A 16,685-nucleotide genomic window follows, 5' to 3' on the forward strand; every position below is an offset into this window, starting at 1 on the left:
AGGAGAATCATATGTCTGATTTCGGCATGGGCGAAGACGACTTCGAACAGATGTACCAGGAGGTGATCCTGGAGGCTTCGAAACATCCGCATGGCAAGGAGAGCTTCGCCGCCGATCTGGCGCGGGAGGATGCCGGAGCCAAAACCGGCGAGATGACGGTCCGCGCATCGCACGAATACTGCACTCCGGGTGAATCGCATCAGTTCAATCCCACCTGCGGTGACGAGGCCACGGTGCATGTCGAGGTCTCCGATGCCGAACCGCACACCATCGAGCATGTGGTGTGGGATGGTCACGGTTGTTCCATCTCCCAGGCGAGCCTGTCGATCATGGTCGATCTGGTCGAGGGCAAAAGCGTCGATGACGCCATGGATCTCGAACAGTTGTTCCACCGTCTGATGGAATCGCGTGGCAAGGGCCTTGACGACGAGAACGACGAGGACAAACTGGAGGACGCCATCGTGTTCCAGGGGGCTTCGAAGTACCCGATGCGCATCAAATGCGCACTGCTCGGCTGGGAAGGCCTGAAGGATGCCCTCGCCAAGGCGTTGGCAGCGAAAAACTCGTGACATGACGCGTGTCATGGCGTAGAGTGTTCAGCAGCTATTGCAGCAACATTGCAACGATTGTGGAGTGAACGATGAGTGATACGTTGGTACCCGAGCCGCAGGCTTCCATTTTCGACGCCGTGAACGGCGTGGTCAAGGATGAGGATGCCGCACGTCGGGTGATGATGAACCCGGCTCTGGCCAAAACCGTAGGGGCCGAGGGAAAGACCCCGGCAACCGGTGCCGAAACCGAGCCCAAGGGCGGTTGCGGATGCGGTCGGCAGGAGGGGGAGTGCTGCCAGGACGATGGTGAGAATGCCATTCCCCTGAAGTTCGTGGACGATATTGGCCGTGCCACCGCAGCGGATGTTCGTGAGGCGTTGCATCAGGTCATCGACCCGGAGCTCGGCATCGATGTCATCGATCTCGGCTTGGTATACGGCATCGAAATCGACGAACTCGGCCGCGCCATCATCACCATGACGCTGACCACGCCGGCATGCCCGCTCACCGACCTCATCGAAGACGAATGCGCTTCGACGTTGGCCGGTCTGGTCGAGGAATTCCGTATCGATTGGACTTGGCAGCCGCGTTGGACGATGGACAAAATCACCCCTGAAGGCCGCGACCAGCTTGCGGCTCTCGGCTTCAACTTCGAGAACCTGCCCAAGTACTGACATTCCGTCAGCCGCCGTACCGGATGTTGTGATGGTATTCGGTACGTTCAGGCATATGGTAAGGCCCCGGCATCTCAAAGATGCCGGGGCCTTACCATATGCTTCCGGGACGTTGGCCGCGGACGATCAGTCGTCCACCACGGTTCCCTTCGGCACGACGGTGATGCCTTCGGGCGTGACGGTGAAGCCGCGGGCCAGGTCATGCTCGGTGTCGATGCCGACCGTGGAATTCTCGGTCAGGACGACGTTCTTGTCGAGAATCGCCTTATACACGCGGGCGCGGCGGTTGACGACGACGCCGTCGAACAGGATGGAGTCGACCACCTGCGACCAGGAGTGGATGTGCACGTTCGGCGACAGCACGGAATGATGCACTTCGCCGCCGGAGACGATGACGCCGGGGGAGACGATCGAATCGGTGGCGTGGCCCAGACGATCGCGGCCTGCGTGGATGAACTTCGCCGGGGGCAGGGTGCCGGAGTTCGTATAGATCGGCCAAGCCTGATTGTACAGGTTGAACTCGGGCACGTAGGCGATCAGATCCATGTGCGCATCATAGAACTGCTTCAGGGTGCCCACGTCACGCCAGTAGGCATGATCGGTGTCCGTGGAACCGGGGATCACGTTCGAATTGAAGTCGTAGACGCCGGCCTCGTTGCGGGCGGCGAAGTAGGGCGCGATGTCGCCGCCCATATCGTGCTTGGTGTCCTCGCTCTTGGCGTCCTTGGCCAGCGCGTCGAACAGCGCGTCGGTATTGGCCACGTAGTTGCCCATGGAGGCCAGGAACATGTTCGGGTCATCAGGCAGGCCTGCGCAGGTGTCAGGCTTCTCCAGGAACGATTTGATCTGGTTCGGATGCTCGGGGTCCACGTCGATCACGCCGAACTGGTTCGACTGCTCGATCGGCTGACGGATACCGGCCACGGTGAATTCCGCGCCGGATTCGATATGCTGTTCGACCATCTGGCCGAAATCCATACGATACACATGGTCGGCGCCGACAATCACCACGATGTCAGGCTGCACATCCTCGATGATGTTGATGGTCTGATAGATGGCGTCGGCGGATCCGAGATACCAATGCTTGCCGAGACGCTGCTGTGCGGGAACGGGGGAGACGTAGTTGCCGAGCAGCGAGGAGAAGCGCCACATCTGGGAGATATGACGATCCAGCGAATGCGACTTGTACTGGGTGAGCACCACGATATGGCGATAGTCGGAATTCACCAGATTCGACAGCGGGAAGTCGATAAGACGGAACACGCCGCCGAACGGCACCGCAGGCTTGGCGCGATCGCGGGTCAATGGCATCAGACGGGTACCTTCTCCGCCCGCCAATACAATGGACAGAATCTTCTGCTTGTTCTTTGCCATGTTACGTGGCTCCTCTCATGACATCATGACAATCGTGACGCTGAACAGGCAACGTCGCCAGTAGCCAGCTTCATCGCTTGGCTCCATACCGTCAATAATTGCACAAAAAACACAATATGCAAGCAACGTCGCTCGCATGTCTAGCGGTTTCCGCGAAATTCATTAATTAGTCATCAAGGCATCGTGTTGCATAAAAAGCGACGGCGCTCGAAGCGGCGACATTCAGGCTGTCGACGTCATGCGACATCGGGATCTTCACGGTCAGATCGGCGCGTGCGATGGTGTGGTGGTTCAGGCCGTCGCCTTCGGTGCCGAAGATAAGCGCCAGCTTCTCGATATGCTGTGGATCGTTCACGTCGCAGTTAAGCCGTCGCGTCAGTTCGGCGAGACTGATCGAATCATCCTCAAGCGCCATGGCCACCGTCGTGAAGCCAAGCGAACGCAGCTTCTCAAGGCCTTTGAACGGCCAGTAATGCTTGTCCTCGCCGTCGATGCGGGTCCACGGCACTTGGAAAACGGTTCCCATCGATACTCGGGCGGCGCGACGGTACAGCGGATCGCCGCACGATGGCGTGACCAACACGGCATCCACATCCAGTGCGGCGGCGGAACGCATCAGCGCACCAACATTGGTCGGGTCGACGATGTTCTCCATCACGGCGACGCGACGCGCCCCCGCGCACACCTCCTCAACGGAAGGCAGCGGCCAGCGGCGCATGGCGCTCAAAGCGCCCCGGTGCAGACGATAGCCGGTCAGGCGTTTCAGCTGTTCGGGCGATGCCACATATACGGGGATATCCGGTCCCCATTCGGCGTCGATGCGCGCGAACATGTCGGCCATACCTTCGATCCACGGTTCCTCCACCAGCAGCGATAGCGGCTCACGGTGAGCGGCAAGCGCACGATCGATGACCTTGGGGGATTCGGCGATGAACAGTCCCTTGGCGGGTTCGAGGCGATTACGCAATTGGATTTCGGTGAGATTCACGTATGCGGCGACCCGCTCGTCATCGATGGAATCAAGCTTGATGAAGCGCATGCGCGAAAACTCCTTGAGATACAACAAAACCCCTTGTTTCCAAGGGGTTTTAACTGTGCCCGAGACGGGACTTGAACCCGTACGGTCGTATAAAATAACCACTAGCACCTCAAGCTAGCGCGTCTACCATTCCGCCACCCGGGCAGGTCGCTGTTTGGCAACGAGTGATACTTTAGCACCGAATCGACTCCGTGCAACCTCGGCGTGTCGTGAGCGTGTCGACGGGCGGAACGTTGTTGCTAGCCTAGAGGGTATGACGAATGCTTTGTTCCTGTTTGACCCCGATAGAGATAACGTGCCGGTGAACTCCGACGAATCAAGCACCGGATGGAAGCTCACCCTGCCTCCGCAGGTCAAGCGCCATGCCGTGCAGGCCATGCGACTGAAGGAAGGGGACGGGTTCCAGCTTTCCGACGGTAAGGGGCTGAGGCTCGACGTCGTACTTGACGATGCGCAGAACGGCATCGCCGAGGTCGAAAGCTTCATGAGGGAGGAGCGCCCCGTCACTCGGCTGGCGCTTGTACAGGCCCTTACCAAGAACGGACATGATGAGCAGGCCATCGATATCGCCACGCAGATCGGCGCCGACGTCATAGTGCCATGGCAGGCCGATCGTTCCATCGCGAAATGGAAGACGGGCAGGACCGATCGCAAGTGGCTTTCCACGCTTCAGGCCGCGACGGAGCAATCGCGACGCGCATGGACGCCGGAACTTTCGGAATGCGTGTCCAGCAAGCAGATAGTCTCCATGATCCTACGCGCCAACGTGCATGGCGATATGGTGATCGTGCTGCATCAGGATGCCACCGACACATGGGCATCCATCGAGGAACGGGTAGGTCATCTATCCGACGCCTGCCTTGGCGACGGCAAGCCGCGAACCGTATATGTGGTGGTCGGACCGGAAGGCGGCATCAGCGAGGACGAGGTCGGCGAGTTCGTCAAGGCCGGGGCGAAAAGCGTGGTATTGGGACGTAATATCCTGAGGGCGTCGACCGCCGGACCGGTGGCGCTGTCGCTGCTCAGCAGATCGCTCGGCCGGTACGAATGATGGCGCTGGCGCGAGGAAGGCCACGCGTCTGGGCGGCGCAATAGCATAAGACTGACAAGAACCGTGTTGAAGGAGCATACGATGAGCGAAGCCGAAGATTGCCTGTTCTGCAAGATCGTCGCCGGGCAGATCCCGAGCATCAAGGTGTACGAAGACGACACCACCTACGCGTTCAAGGACATCAATCCCAAGGCCAAAGTCCATGTGCTGATCGTGCCGAAGAACCACGTCGCGAACGTGGGCGAACTGGCCCGGACCGATCCCGCGCAGCTCGCGCACATCGTCGAGGTCGCGCAAAGCATCGCCGACAAGGAATTCCACGGCGAATACCGTCTGGTGTTCAACACCGGACGCGACGCGGGGCAGACGGTGTTCCATGCGCACGCGCACGTATTGACCGGCGAAGTGCTCGACGAGTAGACGGAAGGAACCAGTGGCGACAACAACGCGCACCATCACCATTCCAACAGAACTGGACCCGGTGTCCGTGCTCGGACCGGTCGACGAAGTCATCCGCGAAATGGAGCGGGCGTTCCCCGAACTGGAATTTACAGTACGGGGCAACCGTGTCATCATCACCTCACGGTCCAAGCAGACCGAATCGGATGCCTCCAAGGCGGAACATCTCATCGACGTGATCGTGGACGCGGCCCACACCATGCCGATGGACGCCGAAACCGTGCGACGCATGATCGAGCAGGATGATGCACTCGACAACCGCACGCGGGCGACGCACCCTGGGCACGGCAAAGCCGTGGAGAACCTCAAACGCATGGAGGACGCCGAAACACGGGTGAACCGGGAACGTCGCAAACCATCCGTACCCGGCGTCATCACCTACGCAACCGGCAACCCGGTCCGTGCGAAAACCGCGGGTCAGGCGGCATACGTCACCGCAATCGAATCGCACACCATCACCTTCGGCATCGGCCCCGCAGGCACCGGTAAGACGTATCTTGCGGTCGCCAAAGCCGTCCGCGCATTCCAGGACAAGCAGGTGCGGCACATCATCCTCACCAGACCTGCCGTCGAAGCGGGGGAGAGCCTGGGCTTCCTGCCCGGCACCTTGAACGAGAAGGTCGATCCGTATCTGCGCCCCCTGTACGACGCGTTGTCCGACATGCTGGGAGCCGACCAGCTCAAACACTATATGGATGACGGCACCATCGAGGTGGCGCCGCTCGCCTACATGCGCGGCCGCACACTCAATGACGCGTTCGTCATCCTCGACGAGGCGCAGAACACCACCGAGGAACAGATGAAAATGTTCCTCACCAGACTCGGATTCAACACCAAGATGGTGATCACCGGCGATATCACGCAGGTCGATCTTGCGGTTCCCCGCTCCGGATTGGCCACCATCGAACGTATCCTCGGCGGTATCGAGGACATCGCCTTCGTGCATCTGCAGGCGGAGGACGTGGTGCGCCACCGTCTCGTCGGGCGTATCGTGGCCGCATACAACCGCCATGACGGATTGGACGGGGACCATAGACGGATGTCCCGCGCAACGGCACGCGCACGCCGGAACGAGAACGTGCGCCAGAACAAGGATGAGGGCAGCGATGAGCGTTGACGTTTCCAATGAGACAGTATGGGCCATCGATCCGAAGGTGTTTTCGGATCTGGGATTGTGGGTTATGGATCAGATGCGCGTCAGCACGCAGTCCGATCTGACGATCCTGTTCGTGGACCCCGACCCCATCGCGCAGATGCATATGCATTGGATGAACCTTGAAGGGCCGACCGATGTAATGAGCTTCCCCATGGACGAACTGCGCCCGGGCAACGACTCCACCGTCATGGAAGGCGTACTCGGCGACATCGTGATCTGCCCATGGGTGGCGGCCCAGCAGGCAGCCGCAGCGGGGCACGGCGTATTGCAGGAGATGATGCTGTTGGCGATCCACGGCATCCTGCACCTGCTCGGCTATGACCATGTGGGAGCCGAACAGGAACGGCAGATGTTCGGTCTGCAGCGGCAGTTGCTGCTGACCTTCATCGCGGTGAGGCAGGATCTGGGAACGCCCGTCAGTCTGCCAGCGGGAAGCACCGATGAACTGGCGGCATGGGACGCCGAGCACGGCTCCGACCGCGAACTGACGCATTGAGAGGAAACTCCGAGGGAGGCTGCGCCCCGGGAAAGGGAACGACATGAATGGGCCAATGACATTGATCGTACTGAGCGTGGCGCTGGTGACGGTCGTGGCGCTGCTGGTCTGGCTTTCACTATCCATGGCCGCGGCCGAAGGCGCCATCGGCCGTGTGACGCGAGCCAACCTCAACAATCGCATCTTCGAAGTGCAGACCGACCCGGACACCAACCAGTTCACCACGACCAAAAAGATCAGGCGGATCCATCAGGTGCAACGGTTCATCGCCAACCGTTATGCCACAGCGGGGTCGTGCGCGTTCTTCCGCATCACCTGCAACGTGTTGTCCGGCGTATTCGTCGCGATCGTCGCGGGAACATGGGGCGCATCCTGGTGGATCGAACTGCTGGTCGGCGTGGTGTTCGCCTTCGTCGTGGCGGTGGTGAGCATCCTGGTACGTCCGCGCGAAACCGGTGTCAACAAACCGACCGACATCATGATCAAACATGCGCGACTGGTCAACTTCGCCGTGGCCGTCACACCATTCGCCCGCGTGGGCACCAGCCAAGACGGGCGGCGACGCCGCGACCTCGACCTGTCCGACGACGAGGAACTGGAGAAAATCCAGCTGGAACAAGGACGAGCCGCCATCGACCGCATGGTCGAATCAAACGAATTCGATCCCGAAGTCTCCGAAATGATGCGCAACGTGCTCATGCTTTCGGAAACCCTCACCAGGGAGATCATGGTGCCGCGCACCGATATGATCACCATCGAATGTGACGCATCACTCGAAGACATGCTGAAACTCTGCTCGCGTTCCGGATTCTCCCGTGTGCCGGTGATCGGCGAGGACGTGGACGATCTCGTGGGCATCGCCTACCTCAAGGACGCCGTACGCGCCACCGCCTTCAACCCCGCGGCGATGAGCCGTGACGTAGCATCCATCGTGCGCGACCCCATGCTCGTCCCCGAATCGAAGCCGGTGGATGACCTGTTCCACCAGATGCAGCGATCCCGCCAACACGTGGCCATCGTCGTGGACGAATACGGCGGCATCGCCGGCATGGTCACCATCGAAGACACCATCGAACAGATCGTGGGCGAACTGGAAGATGAGCACGATCGTACACAGCACGCCGAGCCCAAGAAGATCGGCGACCGCAAATGGAGCCTGCCCGCTCGAACCCCCATCGCGGATCTCGAGGAATTGTACGAGATCGATATCGACGAGGACGACGTGGACACGGTATACGGACTGCTCACCAAACTGCTCGGACGCGTGCCCATCGTAGGAGCCTCCGCAGTGACCAGAGGCATCAGACTCACCGCGGTCGATTCCGCAGGCAGGCGTAAGAAGGTATCGACCATCGAAGTCGAGCCCAATGGAGTCGAGGGGCGCGAGGAAGATGGCAAAGCGCAGGAAAATGCCGACAACGACGAGAACAACGACCATCGCGATCACAAGGAGTGATATGACCGATACAATCACCGATGCCAATCAGGCTTCCGAACCATACCGTTCCGGTTTCGTGGCGGTGGTAGGACGACCGAACGTAGGCAAGTCCACACTGGTGAACGCCCTGATCGGCACGCAGATCGCCATCGCATCCTCCAGGCCGGAAACCACACGTAAGGCGATACGCGGCGTTCTCACCACGGAGCACGCGCAGTTGGTGCTGGTCGACACCCCCGGCATCCACAGGCCCCGCACGCTACTGGGCCAGCGTTTGAACGACATCGTCGACGAATCCCTGTCCGACGTGGACGTTGTCGCGTTCCTGCTGCCGGGAGACCAGGAAATCGGCCCCGGCGACCGTCGCATCCTGTCCCGGCTGCGCACGAACTTCGCCACCAAGCGTGAAGACGGCACCTTCGAATGGCGTGTGCCGCTGATCGCCATCGTCACCAAAATCGACGAACTCTCCCGCGAACAGCTCATCGCCAAACTCATCGAAATCAACGAATTCGCCGACTTCTCCGACATCGTCCCCGTCAGCGCCCTCAAGCACGACAACCTCGATGAAGTACGCAACGTGCTCATCGAACACACGCCGGAAGGCCCGCAGATGTATCCGGCCGAACAGCTCAGCGAGGAACGCCCCGAGGAAACCATCGCCGAACTCATCCGCGGCGCATTCCTCGAACAGTTGAACGACGAGCTGCCGCACTCCTTGGCAGTGGTCGTCGATTCCATCGACTATCCGGAAGACAACGAAACCGGCGACGCCTATGCAGGCAAAGCCCAAGTGAACGTCTCCATCTACGTGGAACGCGATTCGCAGAAGCCCATCATCATCGGCAAGGGCGCCTCGAACCTCACCGCAGTCAAGAAGAAGCTGCGCACCGCGGTGAACCGCATCGTCGGTTGCAAGGCGCGACTCGACCTGCACGTCAAGGTGGCCAAGGGGTGGCAGTCGGATCCTAAACAGCTTGAACGCCTCGGTTTTTAGTGTTTTCTGAATCCTTGGCTTTCAGAGCGGTGGTCCTGCTCGTCGGTTCAAGCTGTTCAGTATCCGCTTCGCGGCGAAGCCGCTCACCTCACCTGTCGGCGGTCCACAGGACCGCCTCCTGACGGTTCGGCCAAACAGCTTGAACGCCTCGGTTTCCAACATTCCAATAGCTAGCGTGTATTAGCTTTCTAATGTGTTGGGCCCCGCCGCGAGATAATCCGCGGCGGGGCCCAACACATGCTCGCCCGTAACCGTTTACAGACCGGCTTCGGCCATGGAAATGTAACCGGGGTCGATCAGCGTGCTTTTCAGATTGCCGGCACTGACCGCCACAAGATTCTCCTGAATGGTGGGAACCTTGGACCCGGCGATCGTCTGCTGCGTGACGTACGACATCCCATCGAGTCCCTGCCCGCTGTTCAGCCGCAGGCATACCTTCGCGATGTCGATGGCCAGATCGTTGCGGTTCTCGAGCCCCGTCATCCACTGCTTACCGTTCACCACCTGGGGAATGGTGTCGGCGTAGCTACCGTATCCGGTGATGACCGGCCAATGCGAATTGCGGTTGTTCTGTGCGGACGGCGAGGAATCATCCGACGTATCATCCTGCGCCTTGGCATCATTGTCCGGAGATTTGGAGGGTTCCGGAACCGCTTTGCGCAGCAGATCCTTGTGGCCGGCGATATTGCCCACGATGCTCGGAATGGTGATGGACGGGTTGATATCCGCCGAGGAACCCTGATATCCCATGTCTGCGAGTTTGTCGACCACGCTGGATGCCACCGCATCGTTCATCGCGATGACGCCATCGATTTTGGTCAGAACCGATACCCCATCCTTCTTGGACAGGGGAATACGACTTTCCATGGTCTTCGCGACCCCGTCTTTTTCATTGAGGTCGAACGCGACTTCCTTCCAATCCTCGTCGGTGGACTCTTTGCTCAGCGTTCCGGAAGGGCTGTATAGTTTGCCCTGCTCGTAGTAGGGTTTGAGAATCTTCCACACGCCCTTGAACGCCTCTTTCGCGAAAGCATCGTCGATTTCGGTGTTCTCGATGGTTTCGGAAGCGTCCTCGGCGTTGGTATAGGGGAGCAGCACCTCGATGGCCTTGGGATTGCCTTTGCCTACTTTGTTCAGATCGAGCTTGTTCACCAGCATATTCGCTTGCAGCTCGCCGATCTGTTCCGGTGTGGAGCAGCGGACGAAGGCGTCCGGGGTGAATCCTTCGATGGTGTTCGACACGAGTACGACATGCATACCGGCCTTCTTCGCCAACTGCAGTGCGGAACGCATGCGGCCCTCGGCCTCCTGCTGCTCACTGCTTTGCGCAACCTTGGCTACTGCCGTCTGGGAGACGTAATCCCCGTATTGACGGGAGGAGATGTTGGTCTGCGATGCGGGGGCGACGATCAGCGTGCCGCGCTTCATCTCCTCCTTGTTCTTCACGCTGGTGACATGTTCCACCACCCAGTCCTGCAGCTGTTGGCTCTGCTCATCAAGTCCGTTGGCGACATGGGTGTCGATGCTTTTCTTCGCCATGCCCTGGTGTTCAAGATCGCTGGTGATCTGGGGGACAAGCTTCGCCCACTTGTTCAGTGGTGTTTTCTGCGACATGGTGATGCCGTCGGACGGTGCGAACAACGTCACCGATCCGGCATCCGACTGTTTGACCCCATCGCCGGAATCCGATGAGGAGGGTTGCGGGGTGGAACATGCCGCCAGCGTCAGCAGCAGTGCGATGCTCGATACGGCTGCGGTCATCCGTGCCAAAAGGGGCGTGCGAACCATGGATTTCCAATCTTTCCGAAACAATGGGCCGTGCCCGATTGTAGTTGATGAAGCTGTGTTTCGCCGCATAGCCGTTCGTGCGACGGTCAGGATGGCGACATGCAAACGAAAGCGCCCTTCCCATCCATCCTGAGATGTTGGGGAAGGGCGCTTCCCTAGGGCTAATTATTTTTAGCCAATATGCGTGTGGAGCGCAATCACTCGGCGAGCGCCTTGGCGAGATTGGTGTCGAGCGCGTCCATGAAACCTTCGGTGTCGAGCCACGGCTGGTCTGGACCGATGAGCATGGCGAGATCCTTGGTCATCTGACCGCCTTCGACAGTGTCGACGATGACCTTCTCCAGCGTCTCGGCGAAATGCCTGACCTCAGGGGTGTTGTCGAGGTCGGCGCGGTGCTTGAGGCCGCCGGTCCACGCGAAGATGGACGCAATCGGATTGGTGGAGGTCTTCTCGCCCTTCTGCCAACGGCGGTAATGGCGGGTGACGGTTCCGTGTGCGGCCTCGGCCTCCACGGTCTGCCCGTCCGGCGTCATCAGCACGGAGGTCATCAGGCCGAGCGAACCGAAGCCTTGGGCTACGGAATCGGACTGCACGTCGCCGTCGTAGTTCTTGCAGGCCCAGATGTAGCCGCCATGCCACTTGAGCGAGCTGGCCACCATGTCGTCGATCAGACGGTGCTCGTAGGTAAGTCCGGCCGCTTCGAATTCCTCCTTGTATTCGGCTTCGAAGACCTCGGCGAAAATGTCCTTGAACTGGCCGTCATAGGCCTTGAGGATGGTGTTCTTGGTGGACAGGTAGACCGGGTATCCGCGCATCAGGCCATAGTTGAAGCAGGCGCGCGCGAATCCGCGGATCGAATCGTTGACGTTGTACTGCACCTGGGCGACGCCGCCATCGGCGCCGTAGTCGTACACGACGTGCTGGATGGGTTCGGAACCATCTTCGGGGGTGAAGGTGACGGTGAGGCGGCCGGCACCGGGAACCTTGAAATCAGTGGCCTTGTACTGGTCGCCGAACGCATGGCGGGCGACGACAATCGGCTTGGTCCAGCCGGGGACCAGACGGGGGACATTGCTCATGACGATCGGCTCGCGGAAGATGGTGCCGCCGAGGATGTTGCGGATGGTTCCGTTGGGGGACTTCCACATCTTCTTCAGTCCGAATTCCTTGACGCGGGCCTCGTCGGGGGTGATGGTCGCGCACTTGACGCCGACATGCTCGCGCTTGATGGCCTCGGCGGCGTCGACGGTGACCTGATCATCGGTGGCGTCGCGGTTCTCGATGCCCAGATCGTAGTAGTCGAGATTCACGTCCAGATAGGGGAGGATCAGCCGATCCTTGATGTCCTTCCAAATGACACGGGTCATTTCGTCGCCATCGAGTTCGACGATCGTACCTTCTACCTTAATCTTGGCCATAGTGCCTCCTGTTTGGCTGATGGGATGACCCAAGTCTTAGCGCATCAATGTAACGGGGAACGGCGTGATTCGACTATGTGAGACGGCCTGCGGTGCTGTCATATCCGCGCACTACGCTGAGAAACCATGTCTCAGGAAATTGAAATCGGTTTGGGTAAGAAGGCCCGCGTGGCCTATTCGCTGGATGACATCTCCATCATTCCCTCCCGCAGGACTCGCGATCCGCAGGATGTGTCGACTGGATGGCAGATCGATGCGTATGAATTCGATGTGCCGGTGATCGGCGCCCCGATGGATTCGGTCACCAGTCCCGCCACGGCCATCGCCATGGGCAAGATGGGCGCTTTGGGCGTACTGGATCTGGAAGGCTTGTGGACCCGTTACGACGATCCGACTCCGCTGCTGGACGAAATCGCGCAGCTTCCGGCGGAAACCGCCACCAAGCGCATTCAGGAGATCTACGCCGAGCCGATTAAGGCCGAGCTCATCACCAAGCGTCTGCGCGAGATTCGTGAGGCCGGCGTCACCGTGGCCGGCGCGCTCTCCCCGCAGCTGACGCAGGAATTCTATTCCACGGTGATCGACGCGGGCGTCGACCTGTTCGTGATTCGTGGCACCGTCGTATCCGCCGAACATGTCTCCACCACGCATGAGGCGCTGAACCTCAAGCAGTTCATCTATGATCTCGACGTGCCGGTGATCGTCGGCGGCGTCGCCAACTACACCGCTGCCCTGCACATGATGCGCACCGGCGCTGCCGGCGTGCTCGTCGGTTTCGGCGGCGGCGCGGTTTCCGCCACCCGTACCACGTTGGGTGTTCAGGCTCCGATGGCCACGGCCATCGCCGATGTGGCCGAGGCCCGCCGCGATTACATGGACGAGTCGGGCGGCCGCTACGTGCAGGTCATCGCCGACGGCGGCATGGGTGATTCGGGCAGCTTCGTCAAGGCCCTCGCCATGGGCGCCGACGCCGTGATGCTGGGCGCTCCGTTGGCCCGCGCCACCGAGGCTCCGGGCAAGGGCATGCATTGGGGCAGCGAGGCCCGTCATCAGACCTTGCCGCGCGGCTACCGCACCAACGTCGGCACCGTCGCCCCGCTTGAGCAGATTCTGTTCGGCCCGAGCCACATGGCGGACGGCACCACCAATTTCATCGGCGCGCTGCGTCGCACCATGGCTTCCACCGGCTATGTCGATGTGAAGAACTTCCAGCGCTGCAACGTGGTGGTCACCCCGCACGACGTGCAGTAGGAGTTCCCGGATTTCATCAGTGGAATGATGTAATCTGCAACTTTTGTTGACAAGACCCCCGAAGCATTTGCTTTGGGGGTCTTTCTGTGGTTTCCTAGCACATGTGCCATGCAAACGATGGCACATTCAACGAAGAAAAAAGGAAGAGGTGACTTCATTGGACTCGGATGCCCAATTCTTCACACCCCTCAATCCAGAAGACAATCAGCCTTCGGTCTACAAAGGCTATGTCACGGTCAGTTATGCAGCAGCGCCGGTAGCGTACCGTATCGTCGATGTTGCCCATACCGGTATCGAAGGCCGCCAGTGTCACACGCTGGCGGTTTCGTCGTTCCGGATGTCCATTCTCATGGCGGACATCGTCCGGGGCAAGATGTCGACGGAGATCCTGCGGAAAGCGGCGAGCGCCACGGTCATAGAGCGTCTGCAACGTCTGGCGTACATCGTCGGCGAGCAGATGCGGCGCGATCAGGCCTATAGGGCGAAGCTGCGGATCCCTCCGGTCATGCTGCATTGGCAGTCCGGCACCCTCATCAACGAGGGTTGTCTGGAGACGTGTGTGCAGTTCTCCCTCGGCAGGGAAATCTACTGGACGAATCTTAGATTCGAACGGGTCGGATGCCGTTGGGTATGCACGTTCGCCGACATAGGCTGAGTGAAGAAAGGACGGTTTCCTGTGGTGCTCAGTGAGGTCGCCGTACGAGAAGGCAAGGGGATCGCGATCGAGCTTGTATAGGGGAGCCGTGTCGGAAAGGCCGGACGTTCCGGGGCTGTGGTTGCCCGGACGTCCGGCCTTTTTCCGATTCACGCGGCATCAGGCGGAACGGATGCGGGAGGGGGAGGCAGATGCCGTGGCCGTCGCGGCGCCCGTGTCGCAGGGGGAGAGCGGATCGCATGCGGCATATGACGTCAAACGGTTGTGACGGGCATAGCCGGGCGTATGGTGGAAACCATGTTGCGAGAGTATATTTCCGATCCTGCGTATGAGACCCAGGACAGCGACACGATTTTCTCCCTGCTGCGGGATCGTGCGCAGAATGCCCCCGATGATGAGATCGCCGAGTGGCAGGATGATGATGGACGCACGTGGCGTTCCGCCACCGCCGGCGAAATGCTCGCCCGCGTGCGTGAAGTGGCCAAGGGCCTTATCGCTTTGGGAGCCCGGCCCGGCGTGATGGTCACCATCTATTCGGCGACCTGCTATGAATGGGGCATCGTCGATTTCGCCTGCGCCGCCATCGGCGCTGTGAGCGTTCCGATCTACGAGACCGATTCCGCGGCCCAGGCGGCGTCGATCCTCGAGGACACGAAGCCCCTGATCGCCTTCGCCGGCGACAATGCCCATGCGTTGACGTTGGAGCAGACTCGCAAGACGGCGAATGGGTTGAGCTACGTGTTCAACTTCCAGGAGAACGGCTTGGACGCCGTGGCCGATTTCGGCGCCGGAGTCACGGACGCCGAACTCGACAAGGCCATTTCCCGTGTGAAGGCCGATGACATGGCCACCATCGTCTATACGTCCGGTTCGACCGGCAAGCCGAAGGGCGCCATGCTGTCCAACCGCAACTTCACGCATATCGTGAAGAACGGCTACATCATCCTCGATGAGATGCTCTATGAGCCGAATCGTCTGCTGCTGTTCCTGCCGCTGGCGCACTGCTTCGCGCGATACATCCAGTACGTGTGCATCGGCGGCCACGGCGTGGTCGGCTATATTCCCAGCGCCAAGCACCTTCTGGCCGATCTCCGCTCGTTCAAGCCGACATATCTGCTCGGCGTGCCCCGCGTGTTCGAAAAGGTGTACAACGCAGCCTCCCAGAAGGCGGGCAACGGCATCGCCGGTCGTATCTTCGCCCGCGCATACACGCATTTCGCCGACTGGTCCAAGGCGGAGCAGGAGGGCAAGGGGCATTCGCCCATCGCCCGCATCCGTCATTCCTTCTACATGCAGACCGTCGGCAAGTCCGTGCGTTCCGCGCTTGGCCCGAACCTCGCATGGCTCGCCTGCGGCGGCGCCCCGATCAACCCCGATCTGGCGCATTTCTTCAACGGCATGGACGGTATCACCTTCATCCAGGGCTACGGTATGACAGAAACCGCAGCGCCCATGCTGGTGAACTGGCAGGACGATAACGAGGTCGGATCCGTCGGCAAGCCCGGCCCGGGTATGGGTGTGCGCGTGACCGACGATGATGAGATCGAATTGTTCGGCCCGAACGTGTTCATCGGGTACTACCGACAGCCGGAGCTGACGGCACAGACGAAGTCCGAGGATGGTTGGATCGCCACCGGCGATCTGGGAACCATCGACGATGCGGGCTTCGTGCGCATCACCGGCCGCAAGAAGGACATCATCATCACCGCGGGCGGCAAGAACGTCAGCCCCGCCCCGATGGAGGAGACCATCGCCACCTGCCCGATCGTTGACCATGCGGTCGTCATCGGCGACAACAAGCCGTTCATCTCGGCTCTGATCGAGCTCGAACCCGACATGACCCGTTCGTGGCTGTCCTCCCAGGGGCTTGACGCAGACATGCCCATCGAGCAGATTGTGCGTAACGATGCCGTGCGCGCCTTCATCCAGCAGTACGTCGATCAGGCCAATGCGACCGTGTCCAGGGCCGAATCCGTGCGCAAGTTCGCCATCCTGACCGAGCAGTTCAGTCAGGAGACCGGAACGCTCACACCGAGCATGAAGGTGGTTCGTGCCAAGGTGATCGGGCGCTTCGCCGACGTGATCGACGGCGAATTGTACGTGCCCAAGGGTACGTCCAAGCCGCTTCCCGGCACGGTCCGCCTGCTCGACCAAGCCACCGAATCCGTCAAGCAGGTTTCCGTCAATGTGAGTCCCAAGGTCAGGCAGGCATACGAGCAGGCCAAGGTGAGCGTGTCGGATTCGATTGCTAGCGTGTCCGAGAAGATCCGCAAGCAGGAGGACGGCCAGGAGAATACCGAGGCCGGAACCGACATCAAGAGTGAGGAGAAGTAAGCAA

General features: G+C 60.3%; 15 protein-coding genes and 1 tRNA gene. 11 read left to right on the forward strand and 5 right to left on the reverse strand.

The annotated features are described in order from the left end of the window. The first annotated feature begins 11 nt into the window (after window positions 1-11). Window positions 12-569, forward strand: a complete 558-nt coding sequence (gene sufU / locus BUB29_RS05025) for a Fe-S cluster assembly sulfur transfer protein SufU (protein WP_033523538.1) — start codon at window positions 12-14, stop codon at window positions 567-569. A gap of 71 nt (window positions 570-640) precedes the next feature. Next, window positions 641-1,225 carry a metal-sulfur cluster assembly factor gene (locus BUB29_RS05030; RefSeq protein ID WP_033523539.1) on the forward strand — a complete coding sequence of 195 codons (585 nt, stop codon included), beginning with the start codon at window positions 641-643 and terminating at the stop codon, window positions 1,223-1,225. 126 nt (window positions 1,226-1,351) lie between these two features. Here BUB29_RS05030 and glgC read toward each other — a convergent pair whose 3' ends face one another. The 3 genes from glgC to BUB29_RS05045 all read right to left on the reverse strand — a co-directional run bounded on the left by glgC (window position 1,352) and on the right by BUB29_RS05045 (window position 3,782). Next, complete coding sequence (gene glgC, locus BUB29_RS05035; RefSeq protein WP_033523540.1) at window positions 1,352-2,599, reverse strand: glucose-1-phosphate adenylyltransferase; 1,248 nt, start codon at window positions 2,597-2,599, stop codon at window positions 1,352-1,354. 166 nt (window positions 2,600-2,765) lie between these two features. Further along, window positions 2,766-3,638, reverse strand: a complete 873-nt coding sequence (locus tag BUB29_RS05040) for a TrmH family RNA methyltransferase (protein ID WP_033523541.1) — start codon at window positions 3,636-3,638, stop codon at window positions 2,766-2,768. Between the two features lie 56 nt (window positions 3,639-3,694). Next, window positions 3,695-3,782 (reverse strand) — tRNA-Leu (locus BUB29_RS05045). Window positions 3,783-3,891: 109 nt separating this feature from the next. Here BUB29_RS05045 and BUB29_RS05050 point away from each other — a divergent pair. From BUB29_RS05050 to era, 6 genes are all read left to right on the forward strand, one after another. After that, complete coding sequence (locus BUB29_RS05050; protein WP_033523542.1) at window positions 3,892-4,689, forward strand: 16S rRNA (uracil(1498)-N(3))-methyltransferase; 798 nt, start codon at window positions 3,892-3,894, stop codon at window positions 4,687-4,689. Between the two features lie 81 nt (window positions 4,690-4,770). Further along, a complete protein-coding gene (locus tag BUB29_RS05055; protein ID WP_033523543.1) occupies window positions 4,771-5,109 on the forward strand; it encodes a histidine triad nucleotide-binding protein in 339 nt (112 codons plus the stop codon). 13 nt (window positions 5,110-5,122) lie between these two features. Next, window positions 5,123-6,265 (forward strand): PhoH family protein, encoded by a 1,143-nt coding sequence (locus BUB29_RS05060; protein ID WP_033523544.1) that lies wholly within the window; start codon window positions 5,123-5,125, stop codon window positions 6,263-6,265. Then, window positions 6,255-6,800: an rRNA maturation RNase YbeY gene (gene ybeY, locus BUB29_RS05065; protein ID WP_033523545.1), complete on the forward strand. Its 546-nt coding sequence runs from the start codon at window positions 6,255-6,257 to the stop codon at window positions 6,798-6,800. Before BUB29_RS05060 ends, ybeY begins: the two co-directional genes overlap by 11 nt. 43 nt (window positions 6,801-6,843) lie before the next feature. After that, window positions 6,844-8,256 (forward strand): hemolysin family protein, encoded by a 1,413-nt coding sequence (locus BUB29_RS05070; protein ID WP_033523546.1) that lies wholly within the window; start codon window positions 6,844-6,846, stop codon window positions 8,254-8,256. 1 nt (window position 8,257) lies between these two features. Further along, the gene (gene era, locus BUB29_RS05075) at window positions 8,258-9,235 is read left to right on the forward strand and encodes a GTPase Era (RefSeq protein ID WP_033523548.1); all 978 of its coding nucleotides are present in this window, start codon (window positions 8,258-8,260) and stop codon (window positions 9,233-9,235) included. A gap of 255 nt (window positions 9,236-9,490) precedes the next feature. On the opposite strand, the gene BUB29_RS05080 is transcribed toward era, so the two are convergent. Beyond that, window positions 9,491-10,996, reverse strand: coding sequence for a substrate-binding domain-containing protein (locus tag BUB29_RS05080; RefSeq protein ID WP_234356050.1), 1,506 nt, complete (start codon window positions 10,994-10,996; stop codon window positions 9,491-9,493). A gap of 224 nt (window positions 10,997-11,220) precedes the next feature. Beyond that, window positions 11,221-12,441, reverse strand: a complete 1,221-nt coding sequence (locus BUB29_RS05085; RefSeq protein ID WP_033523550.1) for an NADP-dependent isocitrate dehydrogenase — start codon at window positions 12,439-12,441, stop codon at window positions 11,221-11,223. Window positions 12,442-12,567: 126 nt separating this feature from the next. Between BUB29_RS05085 and BUB29_RS05090 the strand changes: the two genes are divergently transcribed. The 3 genes from BUB29_RS05090 (at window position 12,568) to BUB29_RS05105 (ending at window position 16,681) form a co-directional block, all read left to right on the forward strand. Beyond that, window positions 12,568-13,692 (forward strand): GuaB3 family IMP dehydrogenase-related protein, encoded by a 1,125-nt coding sequence (locus BUB29_RS05090; protein ID WP_033523551.1) that lies wholly within the window; start codon window positions 12,568-12,570, stop codon window positions 13,690-13,692. Between the two features lie 148 nt (window positions 13,693-13,840). Beyond that, window positions 13,841-14,347, forward strand: a complete 507-nt coding sequence (locus BUB29_RS05095) for a hypothetical protein (RefSeq protein ID WP_143155153.1) — start codon at window positions 13,841-13,843, stop codon at window positions 14,345-14,347. Window positions 14,348-14,644: 297 nt separating this feature from the next. Further along, complete coding sequence (locus BUB29_RS05105) at window positions 14,645-16,681, forward strand: AMP-dependent synthetase/ligase (protein WP_034249818.1); 2,037 nt, start codon at window positions 14,645-14,647, stop codon at window positions 16,679-16,681. Window positions 16,682-16,685: the final 4 nt, after the last annotated feature.

The organism is Bifidobacterium merycicum DSM 6492 (assembly GCF_900129045.1).
Taxonomy (GTDB): domain Bacteria; phylum Actinomycetota; class Actinomycetes; order Actinomycetales; family Bifidobacteriaceae; genus Bifidobacterium; species Bifidobacterium merycicum.